Raw genomic sequence first — 20,003 nt, 5'->3', positions numbered from 1 at the left:
AAAGCGAAAATAAGCAGCATCACGCTGCGACAAAACGTGTGAAAAGAGTAATGAGACGCGGTGAATACGACCATCGACTTCGCCACCAACTTTAATAAAGAAAATTATTGACCGTCTAAAATCGAGGTGTTAGGACATTTCTGCCGGATATTTTTACCCAGTTGAAAAATTGATCGCCCCGTCTCCTTACCGTAATTTTACGACCTGTTGCTATTCCTAATCAGAGACGGTAAGTCGTTATGTATCAGAGCCACTTTACTTTTAAAACCCCGCCCTTCAGGAAGGTCACCCGCTTATCCGGGGATTTTCTGGTGCCTTATCATCAGGACGTATTTAACCTGCTGAAAGAGAAAACCCAACAGGCGGGAATATGCGGGCTCTTTAGCGACGATACTTCGCTGTTGGGCCAGTTCAGCGATGCGCTGAAAAACAGCGACAACCGCGTTCTTGCCATCAACGCGTTTCCAAAACTGAGCGCCAGTAGCCTGCTGTACAAGCTCAGCCCGGACACGAAAGCAATCGCCAGCCGTATTCAGGCGGTCGATACCGTGCTGCAGCAGTGGCAAGCCGGGAAAACACAGGCCACCGTGCTGGTCATTTCCCATACTGAAGCCATGAAAGAGACCTGCCGGACGGTGCTGGGGATGTTGCTCACCCGTGCGCAGGAGCTGGGGTGTCATTTATCGGTGGTGCTGACGGGCGCGGAAAATCAGGCGGCGCGGCTACAGCAATCTGATCTGCGTGAATATGTGCATACCCACCACACCTTGCGCCCCCTGACCTGCCGTGAATATCTCAGCTACGTGCAGGCGCAGTGCGAAGAGCACGGAGGCGAAAGCTCGCCGTTATCCCCGGCGCGCGTGCGTAAGATGCACGCAATGACAAAAGGGAAAATCAGTGAACTGAATGCGCTGGCGCACCTGTCGATGCTCGCGGCCTGGACCGAACGCGCAAGCCAGGTCAGTCCGCGACATTTACGCCTGGCGGCCGCAGAGGTGCTGCCCGCGAAAAAACAGGGTAAGCGTCTGGCAACGGTTTCACTGTTTGCCTCTGTGCTGTTCGCGGCTTGCGGCTGGTATTTCACCGCCTCAATGACTGCTCGCCTCCCGGTTTCTCTGCCGGTCCCGATAAGCTGGAAACACCCGGCCGCCCCCCTTCAGGCCCCCGTCGTGCCGGTTATCGACAAGGAAATAGTCAATCAGCCGGACGCGATGCATCAGCTTTATCTGATGTGGGGGTATGACGCCTCGGCGGACGATGCGCTGTGTCAAAACGCGGTGAAGGTAAACCTGATGTGTAAGCAGGGAAATGCCTCTCCGGATGCGCTGGCAGGAGAAGGTTATCCGTGGGTGAGCGAGCTCAAAACCGGCAATCATCTTAACTATGCGGTGGTCGCCCGCGTCGGAGAAACCTCGATGGACCTGCTGATGAATAACCGGACCTGGCAGGTCAGTCGCAACTGGTTTAACCGGCATGCAACCGGAAACTATACGCAACTGCACCGCCTGACGCCGGAAGGTAAAGACGCCATCAGCGCAACCAGTGACGGCAAAGAGATGACCTGGCTTGATCAGCAGCTGAGCCAGGCCCTTTCTCAACCTGAAACTCACGCTCAGCGCTGGACTGCGGAGATGATGAAACGCACCCGCGCGTTCCAGCAAAAAATGCATCTGCATGTGGACGGTATTCCCGGCGAAGAGACATTGATGCAGTTAATGCGGGAAACCAACACCACGCCGAGCGTATTGATCCAGGCTTCGCATGCGATACCGGATGCGAAAATGCAGGAGAAGCATTCCTGATGTCTACTATCAGCCTTGCGGCTCAGCGCAGTTACACCACCGGGGAAGCGGTCTGGTTTTCATATCGCCTTCCCGGACTGAGACACGTTTTTGCCCACACCGTTTTAGGACTCCTGGGTCTGTGCGCCATGCTGATGGCCGGGTTGTACGCGCATGTATATTGGGATCTGCGCCACCCTGCACCCGCCCCCATCAACGCGAGCAGCGCCAGACCGGAAACACAGCTTTCCGATATGCATTATGTGTATGTGAGCAAACCCTTCCCGCATCCGCACCCTAAACCTGCGCCGGTGCATGAGGATATGCCTGCCCTGCAGGATCTGCCGATTAACGGCGATGATACCGACTGGCAGCAGGCGCCTGAAGGAGCGGCTCAGCATGATACCGCGCGGGATACGTTACCCGGAACCGGGGCGCACACCGACGCTTCTGCACGGGCTGGCAGCGACAGTTCCTCATTAACAGAATTGTTTAAGCAGGCGTTAAAAGAACAAGAGCAGGATTATTCGCAAGGCAAAATTCCCGCGCCGCCGGTTGACGAAACGCAGAATATTTCCCGGTCCCCTTTACGTCATAAAGGAGACCGGCTGGAGTAATTAATATTTTTCAGGCAAGGATGTCAGGTTAAGGAGTCGCCCCTTTTCCACCACAATATACTGACCTTTTTTCAGGTCGGAGAGAATTTTAATAATGGTACTGCGTGCCAGGTTGGTGTATTCCTGAATATAGTCATATATATTGATATCACGCTGATGCTGAACAATCAGTTCATTAATCTCGTATAAAAATTCGCGCACTACCGAATAGGCGCTGCGGGCAACCAGCACATCGTCACGCTTGCTCAGCATACAAATATACCAGGAGAGCACTTTCGTCAGTTCCGGCCACAGATTGTTTTCAGTCATTAGCTGGGCGAAGGCCTCTTTTTTTATCGAGCGCACGACGGTATTTGACCGAATGAGGCCATACATGTGCGTGGCGCTGTAAAACATAGAACAAAGCCCAAATATACACGGCCCTTGAACGGTGAACATGCACAGTTCATCAGATTCGCGGCGGAACTCAACGTCGCCACTGACGATAATATGAATATACTGTGAATCACTGGTAGATATTTTCTGCCACTTTTTTAACGTCTTCTCTTCAAATCCTGACGTTGCAGAAATAATTGCGTTGACTTCGTTTTGCGGACGTAATTTTTTACCGTAGATGCTTAACATTATTATACCCAATTTAAGATGTGAAATATAAAACTCAGGATTAAGACGTAAGGCCTCAACCCAGGAATATTTTCCTGATGAAACACTCAAGGAGAAAATAAAAGTAGAAATTGTTTACGTTAATTTGCTGCTTTACTTAGCAAGCTATGTGTCCATCTTAAATCCGGATAATTTTAAGTCAATTAACTAAAAATGAATTGAGTTTGTACTTAAGATTAATCTTACTTAAATTACGCGAAAAATACTCACGAGGGGGTATCCCGCAGGATCACCCCTGTCCGTACTTTTCCAGAAGCGCTTCAGCGATGGCCAGCGTTTCACGGTCAGCCACACCATTCCACAGCTGTGGACGGAAGTGCATTTGAAACGCGGTAATCACTCTTTTCTGCTGCTGGGCTGTGGCAGCCTCAGGCACTTCATAGCCATACCGCGCTAACAGATCGAGCAGCAGTGCGCTGTCCACTTCCTGATAGCGTGGCTGCCCATTGAGATAAAAGTTGACGCGGTCCGAATCGGGCCAGGCACCAATTCCCTGCTGCGCCAGTTCGCGCCAGGGGAACAGCGGGCCGGGATCGTCTTTACGCTGGGGAGCAATATCAGAGTGCGCGACAACGTTCTGCGGCTTAATGTCGTAGCGGGCGATAATGTCTTTGGCGAGCGGGATCAGAGCCGCAATTTGCGCCGGCTCGAACGGGGTGAAGTGTTTTACTCCCGCCGTTTTTTGCCAGCCCCGGTTTTCCAGCTCAATCCCCACGGAGGTGTCATTAATACGGTTGGTGCCGCGCCAGAAGCTGATGCCGGCATGCCATGCCAGTTCGCTCTCCGGTACCAGCTGCCAGATACGCGGTTTGCCCTCAGGGGCAGGCGGTTTGGCGGGGATCAGGTAGTGAGAGCTGACATTCTTGTCGGTTAACGTCGCCAGCGAGCTGTCAAAGTCATCGGCGGTGTAGTGGATCACCAGCACCTTTATACGCGGGTAAGCCGCCTGGGCCTGATGGCGGGTATCCAGCTCATAGGCACCTTTATCAATAATGCCTTTTTCCGTGGCGCACCCTGCCAGCAACAGCGCCAGCAGGAGTGTGGCAAGCGAGCGCTTCATCGACGGGTTTTCACCGCCGTACCGCTTACGCTCACCATCAGCATGCTGGCATCTTTACCGACCGTTTCGTAGTCAATATCGATGCCTACCACGGCATCTGCACCCAGCGCCTTGGCCTGTTCGCCAAGCTCTTTAAACGCAATTTCGCGGGCTTTGCGCAGCTCTTTCTCATACGCGCCAGAACGTCCCCCCACGATATCGCGAATGCCGGCAAAGAAGTCCCGGAAAATGTTCGCGCCCAGTATGGCTTCGCCGGTGACCACGCCGCAGTACTCGGTAATAGGTTGCCCTTCCAGGGTAGGCGTTGTTGAAAACTGCATACTTTCTCTCCTTCTTTAGCGTTCAATGCCTTAGGTACAGCATTATCGGTTCGTTACGCTATGATTGAAAGGATAGTTAATAAATAAGGAAATCAACATGCGCTATTCAGCTTTAACACTTTTCGTGCCCTGCGCGCTGGTGCTCAGCGCCTGCACCACCACGGTCACGCCAGCCTTTAAGGATATTGGTACCCGCAGCGGCCCATGCATTGAGGGCGGCCCGGATACCGTGGCGCAACAGTTCTATGATTACCGCATACAGCACCGCAGCAATGATATTACCGCCCTGCGACCGTATCTGAGTGACGGCCTGGCGAAACTGCTGAGCGACGCCACCCGCGATCCGCAGCATAACGCGCTGCTTAAATCCGATCCGTTCTCCAGCCGCGCCACGCTGCCTGACAGCGCCGAGGTCACCAGTGCTTCAACGATCCCAAACACCGATGCGCGAAACATTCCCCTGCGCGTCAAACTGACCCAGGGAACCCAGACCTGGCAGGATGAAGTGCTGATGATCCGTGAAGGTCAGTGCTGGGCGGTGGACGACGTAAGGTACGTCGGTGGCAGCGTTCACGCCCCGGCAGGCACGCTCCGCCAGTCGATTGAAAACCGCTAAGCCTCCCGTTTAAAAAGCGTTAACCCCGTAAAATGTGCGGCATTTCATGCGGAATGCCGACATTTATACTCGCCGACATTGCCGTTCGCTATTTTGTGCTATGTTTAGAGGGTATTGCGGGTTATATTTAACTTTTAACGCAGAAATATTGCATAACTATTCTGTCAACGGTACTATCTGCGGCCTCAATTGCTATAGATTGCCTGGATGAGTAAAGACTGCCCCGATGAGTATTAAACTAAACGGCATTAACTGCTTCTACGGCGCACACCAGGCGCTGTTTGACATCACGCTGGACTGCCCGGAAGGCGAAACGCTGGTTTTGCTTGGCCCAAGCGGTGCAGGTAAAAGCTCCCTTCTGCGTGTCCTTAATCTGCTTGAAATGCCCCGTTCGGGTACGCTGGCTATCGCCGGTAACCATTTTGATTTCGCGAAAACACCGTCTGATAAAGCGATTCGTGAACTGCGTCAAAACGTTGGCATGGTCTTCCAGCAATACAATCTCTGGCCGCATCTGACCGTACTGCAAAACCTGATCGAAGCCCCGTGCCGCGTGCTGGGCTTAAGTAAAGATCAGGCGATCGCGCGTGCGGATAAGCTGCTGGAGCGTCTGCGCCTCAAGCCTTACAGCGACCGCTATCCGCTGCACCTGTCCGGTGGTCAGCAGCAACGTGTGGCGATTGCCCGTGCGCTGATGATGGAGCCTGCGGTACTGCTGTTTGATGAACCGACCGCGGCGCTGGATCCCGAAATTACCGCCCAGATCGTGAGCATCATTCGCGAGCTGGCGGAAACCCATATTACTCAGGTCATCGTAACCCATGAAGTGGAAGTGGCGCGCAAAACGGCCAGCCGCGTGGTCTACATGGAAAACGGGTATATCGTTGAGCAAGGTGATGCGAGCTGCTTCTCAAACCCGCAAACCGATGCGTTCAAAAACTATTTATCTCATTGATTGTGTCAGGGGAAATGATAATGAAAAAAGTATTACTTGCCGCGCTGCTCGCCAGCGTCACCCTTTCCGCTACCGCAGCCCAGACGATTCGTTTCGCGACTGAAGCGTCTTATCCTCCGTTTGAATCCATTGATGCGAACAATAAAATTGTCGGCTTTGACGTGGATCTGGCAAACGCCCTGTGTAAAGAGATCGACGCAACCTGCACCTTCAGCAACCAGGCGTTCGACAGCCTGATCCCAAGCCTGAAGTTCCGCCGTATCGACGCTGTTATGGCCGGAATGGATATCACCCCTGAGCGCGAAAAACAGGTTCTGTTCACCACCCCTTACTACGACAACTCTGCCCTGTTTATTGGTCAGAAAGGCAAATTCACGTCGGTTGATCAGCTGAAAGGCAAGAAAGTGGGCGTGCAGAACGGCACCACGCACCAGAAATTCATCATGGATAAACACCCGGAAATCACCACCGTTCCGTATGACAGCTACCAGAATGCGAAGCTGGATCTGCAGAACGGCCGTATTGATGGCGTGTTCGGCGACACCGCCGTGGTGACCGAGTGGCTGAAAGCCAACGATAAACTGGCGCCAGTGGGCGATAAAGTGACCGACAAGGATTACTTCGGCACGGGTCTGGGTATTGCCGTTCGTCAGGGCAACACTGAGCTGCAGCAGAAATTCAACGCTGCGCTGGAAAAAGTGAAGAAAGACGGCACCTACGAAACCATCTATAAAAAATGGTTCCAGAAGTAATTCCTGATGAATGAAATTTTTCCTTTAGCAAGCGCCGCCGGGATGACCGTCGGCCTTGCCGTTTGCGCACTGATTATCGGCCTTGTGCTGGCGATGATCTTTGCGGTATGGGAATCAGCAAAATGGTTCCCTGTCGCATGGGCCGGCTCAGCGCTGGTCACCGTGCTGCGTGGGCTGCCTGAAATTCTGGTGGTCCTGTTTATCTATTTTGGCTCCTCGCAGCTGCTGTTAACGCTGTCGGACGGCTTCACCCTCAATCTGGGTGTGGTGCAGATCCCGGTGCAGATGCAGATTGAGAACTTTGACGTCAGCCCGTTCCTGTGCGGCGTGATTGCCCTCTCTCTGCTCTATTCCGCGTATGCTTCGCAAACCCTGCGCGGTGCGCTGAAAGCGGTTCCGCAGGGACAGTGGGAGTCTGGCCAGGCGTTAGGCTTGTCGAAATCGGCGATCTTCTTCCGTCTGGTGATGCCGCAGATGTGGCGTCATGCGCTGCCCGGGCTGGGTAACCAGTGGCTGGTGCTGCTGAAAGATACCGCGCTGGTAAGCCTGATCAGCGTGAACGATTTAATGCTGCAAACCAAAAGTATCGCGACCCGTACCCAGGAGCCGTTTACCTGGTACATCGTGGCGGCGGCTATCTATCTGGTGATCACGCTGGTGAGTCAGTACATCCTCAAGCGCATTGATCTGCGTGCGACGCGCTTTGAACGGAGACCAGGCTGATGCTTGAATATTTTCCGGAGCTGATGAAAGGGCTGCACACCAGCCTGACGCTGACCGTCGCATCGATCATCGTGGCGCTCATCCTGGCGTTGATCTTTACCATCGTCCTGACGCTAAAAACGCCGGTGCTGGTATGGATTGTGCGAGCCTACATTACCTTGTTCACCGGTACACCGCTGCTGGTGCAGATCTTCCTGATTTACTACGGCCCGGGTCAGTTCCCGTCGCTGCAGGAGTATCCGGTTATCTGGCATCTGCTTTCTGAGCCATGGCTGTGCGCCCTGATTGCCCTTTCGCTGAACAGTGCGGCCTATACCACGCAGCTGTTCTACGGGGCTATCCGTGCCATCCCGGAAGGGCAATGGCAGTCCTGTGGTGCGCTGGGCATGAGCAAGAAAGACACGCTGGCTATCTTGCTGCCGTACGCGTTTAAACGTGCGCTCTCCTCCTACTCCAACGAAGTGGTGCTGGTTTTCAAGAGTACGTCTCTGGCCTACACCATCACGCTGATGGAAGTCATGGGCCACGGGCAGCTGCTCTATGGACGCACCTATGACGTCATGGTGTTTGGTGCCGCGGGCGTGGTCTATCTGGTGGTAAACGGTTTGCTGACGCTGATGATGCGCCTTATCGAGCGTAAAGCGCTGGCGTTTGAGCGCCGTAATTAATCACCGATTTGCATAAATTTTATTGACGAAGACGGGCAAGTCTAACGACAGCCCGTCTTTTTTTATGGATTAAATGATATTTAATCATTTTTATTGAATATAAATTCATTAAATGGCATTGTATTTCCATGCCGCAGACACGGCGCATAAGACAGACTGACAGACGGGAGCATTACAATGAAAAAGTTAGTTCTGGCCGCTTTACTAGCCACTTTCGCCGCTGGCGCATCAGCTGCAGATAAAATCAACTTCGGCGTTTCGGCCACCTATCCGCCGTTTGAGTCGCTGGATGCCAGCAACCAGATTGTCGGTTTTGATATCGACCTCGCCAAAGCCCTGTGCAAACAGATGCAGGCCGACTGCACGTTCACGAACCATGCGTTTGACAGCCTGATCCCGTCGCTGAAATTCAAAAAATACGACGCGGTGATCTCCGGGATGGACATCACGCCAGAGCGTAGCAAGCAGGTCACCTTCACCGACCCGTACTACGCCAACTCGGCGGTGGTCATTGCGAAGAAAGGGGCTTACACATCCTTTGACCAGCTGAAAGGCAAACGCATTGGGATGGAAAACGGCACCACGCACCAGAAATACCTGCAGGACAAACATCCTGAAGTGAAAACCGTGGCCTATGACAGCTACCAGAATGCCATTATCGACCTGAAAAATGGCCGTATTGATGGGGTCTTCGGTGACACTGCGGTGGTGAACGAGTGGCTGAAAACCAACCCACAGCTGGGCACCGCGACCGAAAAAGTGACCGATCCACAGTACTTCGGTACGGGCCTGGGCATTGCGGTGCGTCCGGATAACAAAGCTCTGCTGGAAAAACTGAATGGCGCGCTGAAAGCAATCAAAGCTGACGGCACGTACAAGAAAATCAGCGATCAGTGGTTCCCGCAATAACAGCTTTTGTCGGGTAGCCTGGCCTACGGGGGTGGTCTGTAGGCCGGGCAAACCCGGCAATTTCACAGTGGAACAAAGAAGCGAAAACGAGCCCCGTTCGTGGACTCCATCAGCCTGATCCCCCCGCCGTGCAGTTCCAGCATGCGTTTCACAATCAACAGCCCCAACCCGCCACGGTTTTCCCGTGATGCCTGCGGATTTAACGCCGAAGGACGCTCAAACAGATCGTTGCGAAGAGAAGCATCAACGCCGGTTCCATTATCAGCCACCTCAACCTGTAGCTGCGCGTTCTCCTGCCAGACCGCCAGACGGACCTCTCCACCGGTCGGCGTATGCCGCATCGCGTTATCCAGCAGGTTAGTCACCACCCGCTCAATCATCGAGACATCGGCATTCACCAGCGGCAACGGGCCCGGTACATCAATGCGCAGGTTCACCTCCCGCGTGCGGGCCGTGAGTTCAAATTTCTGCGCCACGTCTGAAATCAGCTCACCCATGGCAAAACGCTCGCGCTGCGGTTTGATGCCGCCGTGCTCAAGGCGCGCCAGTTCAAACAGCTGCTGCGAAAGATGACGCACTTTCTGCCCCTGGCGCAGCGCCGTGGCGAGATACTGCTGGTGCTCCTGCGGCGTCAGCGTCGCGGATTTCAGTGACAACGTTTCGAGATAGCCCAGCAAGGAGGTGAGCGGCGTGCGTAAATCGTGCGAAATATTGGCGATAAACTCCCGGCGCTGGCGATCGCTGTCGGCCAGCTGATCCCACTGCAGGGTGATTTTACGGGCCAGCTCGATAAACGTATTGCGCAGCGTGGCCACTTCATCCTTTATCGTGGTTTCAGTAGGCTGCGCCGCCAGCTGCTTAATGGCGCTAATGCTGTCCTGCTCCAGCCCGGCCACTTCCTGCGTAAGACGTTTGACCGGACGCGTTACCCAGTACCAGACCAATAACCCCGCCAGCAAACCAAACAGCGCGACCCACATCAATGACCACAGGACGGTGCTCCAGAGCGCCTGATGCCAGGCCATCTCCGCCAGCGCGTTTGACTCTTCGCCCTGCAGAATAATGTACAGATAGCCTTTCAGTTCTCCGTCCTGACGCAACGGCGTTGCGCTGAAAACCTTTTTGTTCTGGCTTCGCGGGTCATCGCCCAGTACCGGCCGCGCGGCATCACTGAGGAAAGTCTGCACCGGCCCGAGGTCGATTTTTTGCCGCTGGATATGCCCCGGCGGCGCGGCGTCAGCCAGCAGTTCGCCATCAGGCGAGACAACGTACAGTTCGACGCTTGGATTGAAGGTCATCAGCCGGTCAAAGAGCGGTTTCAGCGCGTGGCGATCAACCCTGCCCTGTGCATCCAGAATCGGTTCCCGCTGGACAATCTGCTGCGCCAGGCCACCGGACAGCCGCTGCACCATCGCATTACCGTACTGCGTGGTGCTGTAAAGTTGCACCGCGCAGGCGATGGTCGCACAAAGCGTCAGCAGCAGAATAAACAGCAGCGTCAGGCGCTGGCTCAGGCTAAAGCGGCGCATCGTTTGGCTCCGCAAATTTGTAGCCTTTGCCCCAGACGGTGCGAATGATCTCCGGCTCGGCGGCGTCCTTCTCAATCTTGATGCGCAGGCGGTTAATGTGGGTGTTGACGGTGTGTTCGTAACCTTCGTGCTGATAGCCCCAGACCTGTTCCAGCAGCGCCAGACGCGAGAAAACTTCACCGGGATGACGGGCAAAAAAGTACAGCAGTTCAAACTCGCGCGGGGTGAGATCCACCACCTGGCCGTGCAAAAGCACGCTGCGCGCCAGCGGGTCGAGCGTCAGGCCGTGAGCCTGAATATTCCCGGCACTTTGCGCCTGCCCCATCGCCTGCTGGCGCCGGAACAGCGCCTTGATACGCGCGATCAGCTCCTGTACCGAAAACGGCTTGGCCAGATAATCGTCCGCCCCGGTTTCCAGCCCGGTAATGCGGTCGGTTTCGCTGCTGCGGGCGCTGATGATGATCACCGGCAGGTAGCGGGTCATCTGGCGAATGCGACGGCAAATCTCCAGACCGTCGACATTGGGGAGCATTAAATCGAGGATCACCGCATCCCACGGCTGCTTTTCGAGGCACTGTAAGGCATTGCCCCCATCGGGCTCGTGGGTGATGGCGTAGCCTTCATCTTCTAAGTTGAGGCGCAGAAGCGCAGCGATATCGTGGTCATCTTCCACCAGCAGGATCTGCTTCATGGGTAAGCCTTCTTCAATTCTGATGAGATAAGCTTACCTGATTTCGCAGGCGGACAGAGTTCACATTTTGTTTAAGATTTAACGAGTAGCGTCAGGACTTCATAATGCGCGGTATGCGGGAACATATCGAACAGCTGGACGCGTTCAATGCGGTAGCCCGGCAGCGTCGCGATATCTTTTGCCATCGTCTGCGCGTTGCAGCTGGAATAGACGATGTAGTCCGGTGCCATCTGGCTCAGATAGTCGCACAGCGCTTTCCCGATGCCCCGGCGCGGCGGGTTCACTAGCACCAGTTCAGGCACATTGTCCTGCCCCGTCGCGAACTGCGTGGAGTCCAGCGCCTGGAAGTGCAGCCGGGTCAACCCAAGCTCTGCAGCAGACTGTCTGGCACAGGCAATCGCGTCGGCGGAGATCTCAATCCCGGTAAGCTGCATGTCTGGCGTGGCGCAGTGCAGACCGAAGCCACCCACCCCGCAGAACAGATCCCACATATGATGGATATTTAACGCCCGCACCCAGTCACGGGCGGTGGCATAAAGCGCACTCGCGACGGTCGGGTTGGTCTGGAAGAAGCTTTGCGGACGGATCCACAGCGGTACATCGTTGAACGTTTCTGCCAGCGCATGCTGTTCGGTGAAGAAGATCTCCCGCTCCCCTTCCATGATAGCCATATGCACCGGCTGAATATTCGCGGTGATAACGGTTAACTGCGGAAGCTGTTGCTGAAGCCATGGCAACGCCGCGCGAAGCTGCTCCACCTTGGCTTCTGAGCGCAGAACAAAGCGCAGCATCATGCTGCCGTCTACCTGGCTTTCGGTAAGAAGAAGGTATTTGAGCTCGCCGCGCTTGCGGGCAACGTTATAGGGCGTTAACCCGGCACGGGCAATAAACGGTTTGAGCGCAGCAAAGACCGGGGCGAACGAGGCGGGATAAAGCGGACAGTCGGTTAAATCTTCAGGCGTACCCTCGCGATGCAACATGCCCAGCAGCGGTTTTTCAACGCTGCCGCTCACCACCATTTTGGCTTTATTACGAAAGCCCTGCTCCGGCCCGCTGACAGGTGCGCACCATTCGCCCACGGCATGGTCTGCCAGCAGGTGTTGCAGGTCGGCCATTTTGGCGGTGAGTTGCTGAGAAACCGGCTGTTCTATCCACTGACAGGAGCGGCAGCGACCGGCGTCATAGAGTGCGCACTGCATATCAAAACCTTAAGAATCACGAGGGCTGCGATTATACACATTATTGCAGCTGGAAGAACCGCCGACTGGAAGCAGGCACGAACAGGAAGAACAGCACCAGCATATCCGGGAGTTTTTGCAAAAACAGCGCGTGCAAAATCTCGCGTTTTGATCCACCCGCAATGCTGAACAGTTCCGGATAGCCATACCCCAGCGAGGCGGCCCACAGATAGCTTGCCGCCGTAATTTGCGTCAGCAAATAGACCCAGCGCGCCCAGTTGCGTCCTCTGACCAGCGAAAATGCGCAGTAAATCTCGATAAACACCAGTACCAGGCTGCTCAAAAAGACCAACGTCAGGTTCCACGTCTGTACGCTGCGGTGAATGAATTCAGCCATACCGCGCACACCCAGGGTGTTAAGGATCATCAGCACATCAAGACAGCGGATCATAATAATAGCGAGCGCCGCCACCTGCACCAGTGCAGGAACGTTTGGACGAGCGTGGGTAAGACGTGATTTTTTTAATAATCCCAATGTTTTACTTCCCTGAAAAACAGTGCCGCGTCATGCGCGGCACATCACTGGAAATTTTAAATCCTTCAGCCGCGTCTTGCACGCTGGATATCACGCACACGTTGTTTTTCCGCGCGCGCCATCAAATACCAGGCGATAAATCCGACAATTCCGACCACCCCGAGGATGATCGAGGCCAGGGCGTTAATCTCCGGATTGACCCCCATGCGTACGCTGGAGAAGACCAGCATAGGCAGCGTCGTCGCGCCCGGTCCTGAGACAAAGCTGGCGATAACCAGGTCGTCGAGCGACAGCGTAAACGCCAGTAGCCAGCCGGAGATCACCGCCGGCATAATCATCGGCAGCGTGATAATGAAGAAGACCTTCAGCGGCGTCGCACCGAGATCCATCGCCGCCTCTTCAATGGAGCGGTCCAGCTCGCGCAAACGCGAAGAGATAACCACCGCCACGTACGCGGTACAGAAGGTGACGTGCGCCAGCCAGATGGTGAGCATACCGCGATCTGCCGGCCAGCCAATGGCATGCGCCAGGGCCACGAACAGCAGCAGCAGCGCCAGACCGGTGATAACGTCTGGCATAACCAGCGGCGCGGTGATCATAAAGGCAAAGCCGTTCGACCCCCGAAAACGCCCGAAGCGCACCATGACCAGCGCGGCAATGGTCCCCAGCACGGAGGCCATCGTGGCTGCCAGCGCGGCGATGGTCAGGCTCAGCCCCACCGCGCTCATCATCGCGTCATCATGGAACAATTCGCCGTACCAGCGCGTCGACCAGCCGGCCCATACCGTTACCAGTTTGGAGCTGTTGAACGAGTAGATCACCAGCATCAACATGGGTGCATACAGGAAGGTAAAGCCAATCACCAGGATGGCAATTCGCCACGGGGAGCGCACTACCGGTAAGTTGTTCATCCGTGGTCTCCCATCTGTTTCTGCTGATGTTTGTGGAACCACATGATCGGTACGATCAGCAGGAGCAACATCACGATCGCCACCGCAGACGCCACAGGCCAGTCGCGGTTATTAAAGAATTCCTGCCACAGCACACGCCCAATCATGATGCTGTCCGGGCCACCGAGCAGTTCCGGGATCACAAACTCCCCTACCGCCGGGATAAAGACCAGCATCGACCCGGCAATAATGCCGCCCCGGGTCAACGGAACGATAACGCTGAAGAAGGTTTTAAGCGGGCGGGCACCAAGGTCAAGCGATGCTTCCACCAGCGAATAATCGATACGCGTCAGCGCCGTATAAATTGGCAGCACCATAAACGGCAGATAGGCGTAAACAATCCCGATATAGACCGCGAGATTGGTATGCAGGATCGTCAGGGGCTGATCGATAACCCCAAGCCACATCAGGACGTTATTCAGCACGCCGTTGTTTTTCAGGATCCCCATCCACGCGTAGACGCGGATCAGGAACGAGGTCCATGACGGCAGGATCACCAGCAACAGCAGAATGTTGCGCGTCGAGGATTTACTGTGCGCCACGGCCCATGCCAGCGGGTAACCCAGAAGCAGACAGCAGATCGTCGAGATCGCCGCCACCTGCAACGACTGCAGATAAGCTTCGAAATAGAGCGGATCTTCCGTCAACTGCAGGAAATTGCCGAGATTAAGGGTCAGCGTCAGCTGTCCGTCAGCCCAGTCCAGCAGGTTGGTATAGGGCGGGATCGCCCGCGCCATTTCCGCCAGGCTTATCTTAAAAACAATCAGGAACGGCAGCAGGAACAGCAGGATCAGCCACACGTAAGGCATGGCAATCACCAGCTTGCGTCCGTGGTTCATCTGCATGCGCGCCAGCCAGTGCGCAAAGCCACCCGGTTTTTCAACGCGGGCTGGAGGTTCTAAGGTACTCATTGTCCGCTCCTTATACCGTCAGCACTACACAACTGTCCGCATCCCAGCACAGGCGCACTTCATCGCCCCAGGTCGGCTGTCCCTTGCGATAACGATGTTCGTTCTGCAGCTGGGCGCTGAGCATCTGCCCGCTTTTCAGACGCACATGGTAGATGGAGAGGTCGCCCAGGTAAGCAATGTGCACCACTTCCCCGACGGCGAAGTTAAAGCCATCGGCAGGCGGATCTTCGCACAGCATGATCTTCTCCGGGCGGAGCGCAACATACACCGGCACGTTATCCACCACCGAGCTATCCGGATCGACCTTAAGCGGATGCTGCAGCCCCGGCGACTCAATCACCAGACCGTCATCCTCGCGCGATTTCAGCAGCCCTTCGAAGACGTTGACCGACCCGATGAACTCCGCGCTGTAGCGGGTGGTCGGGTGCTCATAAATCTCTTCCGGCTCGCCAATCTGTACGAACTTACCGCGGTTCATGATCGCAATACGCCCGGCCATGGTCATCGCCTCTTCCTGGTCGTGGGTAACCATCACGCAGGTCACCCCCACGCGCTCAAGGATATCCACCACTTCCAGCTGCATACGGTCACGCAGTTTTTTATCCAGGGCACCCATCGGCTCATCGAGCAGCAGCAGCTTTGGCCGTTTCGCCAGGCTTCTGGCCAGCGCCACGCGCTGACGCTGACCACCAGAGAGCTGATGCGGTTTACGCTTCGCGAACTCCTGCATGTGCACCAGGCTGAGCATCTCCGCCACGCGGGCGGTGATTTCGGCTTTCGGCAGTTTGTCCTGCTTAAGACCAAAGGCGATATTCTGCTCCACCGTCATATGCGGGAAGAGCGCGTAAGACTGGAACATCATGTTTATCGGGCGCTGATACGGCGGCACGCGGGAAAGATCGACACCATCCAGCATGATTTGCCCGGCGGTAGGCTGTTCAAAACCGGCCAGCATACGCAGCAGGGTCGATTTACCGCAGCCAGATGCGCCCAGAAGGGCAAAAATTTCACCTTTGTAGATAGTCAGGCTGACGTCGTCCACGGCATGCTGACCATCGAAAGATTTGGTGAGGTTACGAATTTCAAGAAGCGGGGTCAGCGCTTTACGGACTTTCGCCTGCGGGCGGGGGATCGCGTCATTCACGGGGTGCTCTCCGGCAGAAATCAAAACTGGTGCAAACGCACCATCAGGGTGCGCATCGTCGGGCGGCGCTCACGCCAGCCCGACCGACGGGTTTAGCAGGCCCGGTGAGCGTTTTCGCCACCGGGCAACCGTACCGGACGCCGTTATTTACCGCTTTTCACTTTGGTCCACGCACGGGTACGTACGCGGTCAATTTTTGGATCCTGAACTTTCAGGGTGAACAGCTTGGCAAACACATCCGCCGGCGGATAGATAGCCGGGTTATTGCGGATCTCTTCGCTGACCAGCGGCACAGAGGCCTTGTTGCCGTTAGCGTAATAGACGTGATCGCTGATATGCGCGATGACTTCCGGACGCATCAGGTAGTTAAGGAACTGGTAAGCTTCGTCTTTGTTTTTCGCGTCAGCCGGCATGGCGAAGACGTCGAAGAACGCCAGCGCGCCCTCTTTCGGAATGAAGTAGGAAACATTCACGCCGTTTTTGGCTTCTTTGGCGCGGTTAGCCGCCTGCCATACGTCCCCTGCCCAGCCAATCGCCACGCAGATGTCGCCGTTTGCCAGGTCGTTGATGTACTGCGAGGAGTGGAAGTAACGAATGTTCGGACGCAGCTTCAGCAGCAGATCGGTTGCCGGGCCGGTGTAATCATCGGCCTTGCTGCTGTTAGGATCCTTGCCCAGGTAGTTCAGCACGGTGGCGAAAATCTCTTCTGGCGCATCCAGGAAAGAGACGCCGCAGCTTTTCAGCTTCTCAAGGTTTTCCGGCTTCAGCACCACGTCCCAGCTGTCGAGTTTGACATCTTTACCCAGGACCGCTTTGACTTTATCGACGTTATAGCCAATACCGGTGGTCGCCCACAGATACGGCATCGCGTATTTGTTTTCCGGGTCATGCTTGGCGACCAGCTTAAGCACTTCCGGATCGAGGTTTTTCCAGTTCGGTAATTTGCTCTTATCGAGCGGCTGGAAGACACCTGCCGTCAGCTGACGCTCAAGGAAGCTTGCAGAGGGTACCACCAGGTCAAAACCGGTACTGCCCGCCATCAGTTTCCCTTCCAGCACTTCGTTGGAATCGAAAACGTCATAGACCACTTTAATGCCGGTCTCTTTTTCGAAATTAGCGACGGTATCCGGCGCGATATAGTCAGACCAGTTATAAACGTGCAGCGTTTTTTGTTCCGCAGCGAGCGTGCCGGCAGAGACGGCCATCAGAGCACCCGCAACCAGACCCGATAACCATTTTTTATTCAAGGCGATCATATCGTTATTCCTTCTGAAAGCTCGTTAACAAACGAACTAAAACTGTGCAATCTGAAAATATGCAATAATCATGCATAGTTTGTCGCTCTGCACGAAATAAAAAGAAACCTCTTTACCCGGCAGGATCCGCTCGCTTTTTTAAGCATCGCAAGAATAACTGTAGCCCGTGTCTCCGGCTATAGCCCAGACGAAAAAACGCCTTTTATCAATTTTTTATGCAGGTTATGTCTACGTGATAAGCCGAAATGGCGTTTGGGGAGGTGAAAAATTCTTTAAAGAAAGGTTAAAAGCAGCAGAAAAAATGGCGTTATGCAGCCGCTATGGCAGCGACTGCGCAAAAGTCAGACAGGCTTAGTGAAGAAAATTGGGAGATGCATCATTATTCTCTGCATCATCTTCCGCGCTATACAGCAAATGGTGCGCATTGGCTTCCATCATTACCATCGAAATTTGCTCTTCACTCAAGCGCATAAACCAGGAGAACTGCTTGAAAGAGAGGCCGGCACCGGAGAATAAAGACTGGCAAACGACCAGTTTTGGCAGATTATCATCCTGTATATCGAGAAATGCTTTCACCGTCAAAGAACTGGCGTTGATGGCCGACAGGTCAGAGGCCAGTGCCAGCAGCGCAGACGGTTTCACTTCGGCCAGCGCAGAGAAGAGGATTACGTCGTTAATGAGATCGATTTTGGCATCGAAAATACCATCGAAATTTTGCATATGAGGCAAATGCAGCGCCTGGCAGGAATCACATTCAAAGAAAGTGATACCGGCATCATCGAGCCATTGACGTAACGTATCCAGTGTTGGAACGACCTGTAAATCCATCGCGGTGCAGCCTCTTTATTAAAAACTTCGCATAGAGTACGCAAAAAGTGCGCTGTAATCCATTTAACCGCCCGTTTTCAGACAGTAGCCCGGCGTTGCGTGGCGCTCGACCCATGAGATCATTTTACCCGCAATATCGACCCCGGTGGTTTTTTCCACCCCTTCCAGTCCCGGTGAGGCATTCACCTCCATCACCAGCGGCCCGCGCGTCGCCCGCAGTAAATCAACACCCGCTACATCCAGCCCCAGCGTTTGCGCCGCCTTCACGGCAATCTCACGCTCGCGATCGCTGATATCCGCGACTCTCGCCACGCCGCCACGGTGCAGATTAGAGCGGAAGTCGCCCTCTTTTGCCTGGCGTTCGATGGCCGCAACCACCTCGTTACCGACAACAAAACAGCGAATGTCGCGCCCTTTGGCTTCTTCAATGTACTCCTGCACCAGAATATGGGCATTCAGCCCACGAAAGGCGTCAATCACGCTTTCCGCCGCCTGCCGCGTTTCGGCCAGCACCACACCAATGCCCTGAGTGCCTTCCACCAGCTTGATCACTAACGGCGCGCCACCCACCATATCGATTAAATCGCTGGTGTCGTCCGGTGAATGTGCAATGCCGGTAACCGGAAGATCGATTCCCTGCCGGGCAAGCAGTTGCAGCGAACGGAGCTTATCGCGGGCGCGAGATATCGCAACGGATTCATTGAGCGGATAACTGCCCAGCATCTCAAACTGGCGCAACGCGGCCGTGCCGTAATAGGTTATCTGGGAGCCGATGCGGGGGATAACCGCATCAAAATGCGGGAGCTTGCGGCCTTTGTAATGAATCGATGAGGCAGCAGGATCAATGTTCATATAGCAGGACATCGGATCGAGGATCTCAACCTGATGCCCCCGTTTTGCCGCCGCTTCTCGCAGGCGTTTACATGAATAGAGCGTTCCATCCCGGGACAAAATGGCAATTTTCACCCTGCACCTCTCTAAAGACATGGAAAAAGCCTGCGTATCATACACGCAGGCAGGCGCAGGATGAATGGGCTATCGTGTCGCCCAGCCCTGTTTGTGCAGATAGTCGAGAATAAACGGGCGATTCTCTTTAATGATGGTGCGACGAATGTGGTCACTCCAGGTATCGCGACGGTTATTGCTGTCGCGCGTCATGTAGTAGTGCGCCAGCTCTTCATCGTATTGCGCCAGCACATCCTGATCGACAGGCTGGTAGTGGTTTTCATGCACCAGCATCGCCGCAGGCAGGCGCGGCTTGAGGTCCGGGTTATCCGCAGGCCAGCCAAGGCACAGGCCAAACAGGGGCAGAACATGTTTTGGCAGCTTCAGCAGTTCGGTAACGCTTTCGATATTGTTACGCAGCCCACCGATGTACACGCCGCCCAGCCCCAGCGATTCCGCCGCCGTGAAGGCGTTTTGCGCCATCAGCGCGGTGTCCACGACACCCAGCAGCAGCTGTTCGGCAAGGCCAAGCTCGGCTTGCGGGCAGATCTGCAGGTGGCGGTTAAAATCGGCGCAGAACACCCAGAACTCGGCTGCCTGTGCCACATGCTTTTGTCCACCGGTGAGGGTCACCAGTTGTTCACGCATTGCCGGGTCGGTAATACGAATAATGGAGCTGCACTGCAGGAAGCTGGAGCTGGATGTCGCCCTTGCACTGTCAATAATGGCTTCACGCTGCGCCGGCGTTATCGGCTCGTCGGTGAAGTGGCGAATTGAACGATGGGAACGTAGCAGGTCTATGGTTGGCGTCATCTTGTCTCTCTTTGTCTTGCGTGAATCATATCGCAGCCAGTATAGGCAATGATGCGCGCGATGTAATTGGCGAAACATAGCTGAGAGGTATTATAACGACAGGCGAAACCTTCTTTAATGACGGCAGGTTATCGGGCACTATAGACCCATTCGCCGTCA

22 protein-coding genes are annotated in these 20,003 nt (G+C 54.9%); 8 read left to right on the top strand and 14 right to left on the bottom strand.

The window, feature by feature from the left end:
- Nucleotides 1-239: 239 nt before the first annotated feature.
- Together AB6731_RS11615 and AB6731_RS11610 are read left to right on the top strand one after the other, a co-directional pair.
- The gene (locus AB6731_RS11615) at nucleotides 240-1,802 is read left to right on the top strand and encodes a peptidoglycan-binding protein (protein ID WP_371006387.1); all 1,563 of its coding nucleotides are present in this window, start codon (nucleotides 240-242) and stop codon (nucleotides 1,800-1,802) included.
- Nucleotides 1,802-2,398, top strand: a complete 597-nt coding sequence (locus tag AB6731_RS11610; protein WP_371006386.1) for a hypothetical protein — start codon at nucleotides 1,802-1,804, stop codon at nucleotides 2,396-2,398. Before AB6731_RS11615 ends, AB6731_RS11610 begins: the two co-directional genes overlap by 1 nt.
- Here AB6731_RS11610 and AB6731_RS11605 read toward each other — a convergent pair whose 3' ends face one another.
- The 3 genes from AB6731_RS11605 to AB6731_RS11595 all read right to left on the bottom strand — a co-directional run bounded on the left by AB6731_RS11605 (nucleotide 2,399) and on the right by AB6731_RS11595 (nucleotide 4,441).
- Nucleotides 2,399-3,022: a helix-turn-helix domain-containing protein gene (locus AB6731_RS11605; RefSeq protein ID WP_032677768.1), complete on the bottom strand. Its 624-nt coding sequence runs from the start codon at nucleotides 3,020-3,022 to the stop codon at nucleotides 2,399-2,401.
- Between the two features lie 268 nt (nucleotides 3,023-3,290).
- Nucleotides 3,291-4,121: an N-acetylmuramoyl-L-alanine amidase gene (locus AB6731_RS11600; RefSeq protein WP_371006385.1), complete on the bottom strand. Its 831-nt coding sequence runs from the start codon at nucleotides 4,119-4,121 to the stop codon at nucleotides 3,291-3,293.
- A complete protein-coding gene (locus tag AB6731_RS11595; RefSeq protein ID WP_006174327.1) occupies nucleotides 4,118-4,441 on the bottom strand; it encodes a heavy metal-binding domain-containing protein in 324 nt (107 codons plus the stop codon). The genes AB6731_RS11600 and AB6731_RS11595 overlap by 4 nt, the downstream gene beginning before the upstream one ends.
- Nucleotides 4,442-4,538: 97 nt before the next feature.
- Between AB6731_RS11595 and AB6731_RS11590 the strand changes: the two genes are divergently transcribed.
- The 6 genes from AB6731_RS11590 to artJ all read left to right on the top strand — a co-directional run bounded on the left by AB6731_RS11590 (nucleotide 4,539) and on the right by artJ (nucleotide 9,064).
- Complete coding sequence (locus AB6731_RS11590) at nucleotides 4,539-5,057, top strand: lipoprotein (RefSeq protein ID WP_014169325.1); 519 nt, start codon at nucleotides 4,539-4,541, stop codon at nucleotides 5,055-5,057.
- Nucleotides 5,058-5,283: 226 nt separating this feature from the next.
- Nucleotides 5,284-6,012 carry an arginine ABC transporter ATP-binding protein ArtP gene (gene artP, locus AB6731_RS11585; RefSeq protein WP_014169324.1) on the top strand — a complete coding sequence of 243 codons (729 nt, stop codon included), beginning with the start codon at nucleotides 5,284-5,286 and terminating at the stop codon, nucleotides 6,010-6,012.
- 20 nt (nucleotides 6,013-6,032) lie between these two features.
- Complete coding sequence (gene artI, locus AB6731_RS11580; protein ID WP_020884864.1) at nucleotides 6,033-6,764, top strand: arginine ABC transporter substrate-binding protein ArtI; 732 nt, start codon at nucleotides 6,033-6,035, stop codon at nucleotides 6,762-6,764.
- 6 nt (nucleotides 6,765-6,770) lie between these two features.
- Nucleotides 6,771-7,487, top strand: coding sequence for an arginine ABC transporter permease ArtQ (artQ, locus tag AB6731_RS11575; RefSeq protein WP_014169322.1), 717 nt, complete (start codon nucleotides 6,771-6,773; stop codon nucleotides 7,485-7,487).
- Entirely contained in the window at nucleotides 7,487-8,155 is a 669-nt protein-coding gene (gene artM / locus AB6731_RS11570; RefSeq protein ID WP_014169321.1) for an arginine ABC transporter permease ArtM, read from the top strand. Before artQ ends, artM begins: the two co-directional genes overlap by 1 nt.
- Before the next feature lie 177 nt (nucleotides 8,156-8,332).
- Complete coding sequence (gene artJ, locus AB6731_RS11565) at nucleotides 8,333-9,064, top strand: arginine ABC transporter substrate-binding protein ArtJ (RefSeq protein WP_020884865.1); 732 nt, start codon at nucleotides 8,333-8,335, stop codon at nucleotides 9,062-9,064.
- Nucleotides 9,065-9,126: 62 nt separating this feature from the next.
- Here the strand turns inward: artJ and AB6731_RS11560 are convergent, their stop codons facing one another.
- The 11 genes from AB6731_RS11560 to nfsA form a co-directional block, all read right to left on the bottom strand.
- Nucleotides 9,127-10,593, bottom strand: coding sequence for a sensor histidine kinase (locus AB6731_RS11560; RefSeq protein WP_371006384.1), 1,467 nt, complete (start codon nucleotides 10,591-10,593; stop codon nucleotides 9,127-9,129).
- On the bottom strand, nucleotides 10,580-11,284 hold the full coding sequence (locus AB6731_RS11555) for a response regulator transcription factor (RefSeq protein ID WP_138013672.1): 705 nt from the start codon (nucleotides 11,282-11,284) through the stop codon (nucleotides 10,580-10,582). Before AB6731_RS11555 ends, AB6731_RS11560 begins: the two co-directional genes overlap by 14 nt.
- A 71-nt stretch (nucleotides 11,285-11,355) precedes the next feature.
- On the bottom strand, nucleotides 11,356-12,483 hold the full coding sequence (gene rlmC / locus AB6731_RS11550; protein WP_371006383.1) for a 23S rRNA (uracil(747)-C(5))-methyltransferase RlmC: 1,128 nt from the start codon (nucleotides 12,481-12,483) through the stop codon (nucleotides 11,356-11,358).
- A 40-nt stretch (nucleotides 12,484-12,523) separates the two neighbouring features.
- A complete protein-coding gene (locus AB6731_RS11545; RefSeq protein ID WP_014169315.1) occupies nucleotides 12,524-12,997 on the bottom strand; it encodes a YbjO family protein in 474 nt (157 codons plus the stop codon).
- Between the two features lie 65 nt (nucleotides 12,998-13,062).
- Nucleotides 13,063-13,908, bottom strand: coding sequence for a putrescine ABC transporter permease PotI (gene potI / locus AB6731_RS11540; RefSeq protein WP_020884869.1), 846 nt, complete (start codon nucleotides 13,906-13,908; stop codon nucleotides 13,063-13,065).
- The gene (gene potH, locus AB6731_RS11535; protein ID WP_025204595.1) at nucleotides 13,905-14,858 is read right to left on the bottom strand and encodes a putrescine ABC transporter permease PotH; all 954 of its coding nucleotides are present in this window, start codon (nucleotides 14,856-14,858) and stop codon (nucleotides 13,905-13,907) included. The genes potI and potH overlap by 4 nt, the downstream gene beginning before the upstream one ends.
- 10 nt (nucleotides 14,859-14,868) lie before the next feature.
- Complete coding sequence (gene potG / locus AB6731_RS11530; protein ID WP_020884870.1) at nucleotides 14,869-16,002, bottom strand: putrescine ABC transporter ATP-binding subunit PotG; 1,134 nt, start codon at nucleotides 16,000-16,002, stop codon at nucleotides 14,869-14,871.
- A gap of 143 nt (nucleotides 16,003-16,145) precedes the next feature.
- The gene (gene potF, locus AB6731_RS11525) at nucleotides 16,146-17,258 is read right to left on the bottom strand and encodes a spermidine/putrescine ABC transporter substrate-binding protein PotF (RefSeq protein WP_068794441.1); all 1,113 of its coding nucleotides are present in this window, start codon (nucleotides 17,256-17,258) and stop codon (nucleotides 16,146-16,148) included.
- Between the two features lie 351 nt (nucleotides 17,259-17,609).
- On the bottom strand, nucleotides 17,610-18,086 hold the full coding sequence (locus AB6731_RS11520; RefSeq protein WP_014169308.1) for a YbjN domain-containing protein: 477 nt from the start codon (nucleotides 18,084-18,086) through the stop codon (nucleotides 17,610-17,612).
- A gap of 63 nt (nucleotides 18,087-18,149) precedes the next feature.
- Entirely contained in the window at nucleotides 18,150-19,052 is a 903-nt protein-coding gene (rimK, locus tag AB6731_RS11515) for a 30S ribosomal protein S6--L-glutamate ligase (RefSeq protein WP_020884872.1), read from the bottom strand.
- Between the two features lie 69 nt (nucleotides 19,053-19,121).
- Entirely contained in the window at nucleotides 19,122-19,844 is a 723-nt protein-coding gene (gene nfsA / locus AB6731_RS11510; RefSeq protein ID WP_025204598.1) for a nitroreductase NfsA, read from the bottom strand.
- Nucleotides 19,845-20,003: the final 159 nt, after the last annotated feature.

Origin of the sequence: Enterobacter sp. RCC_40 (assembly GCF_041360735.1) — a bacterium.
GTDB classification, from domain to species: domain Bacteria; phylum Pseudomonadota; class Gammaproteobacteria; order Enterobacterales; family Enterobacteriaceae; genus Enterobacter; species Enterobacter ludwigii.
The sequence above is the reverse complement of the archived record's forward strand: the minus strand, read 5'-3'. Positions and strand labels throughout refer to the sequence as shown.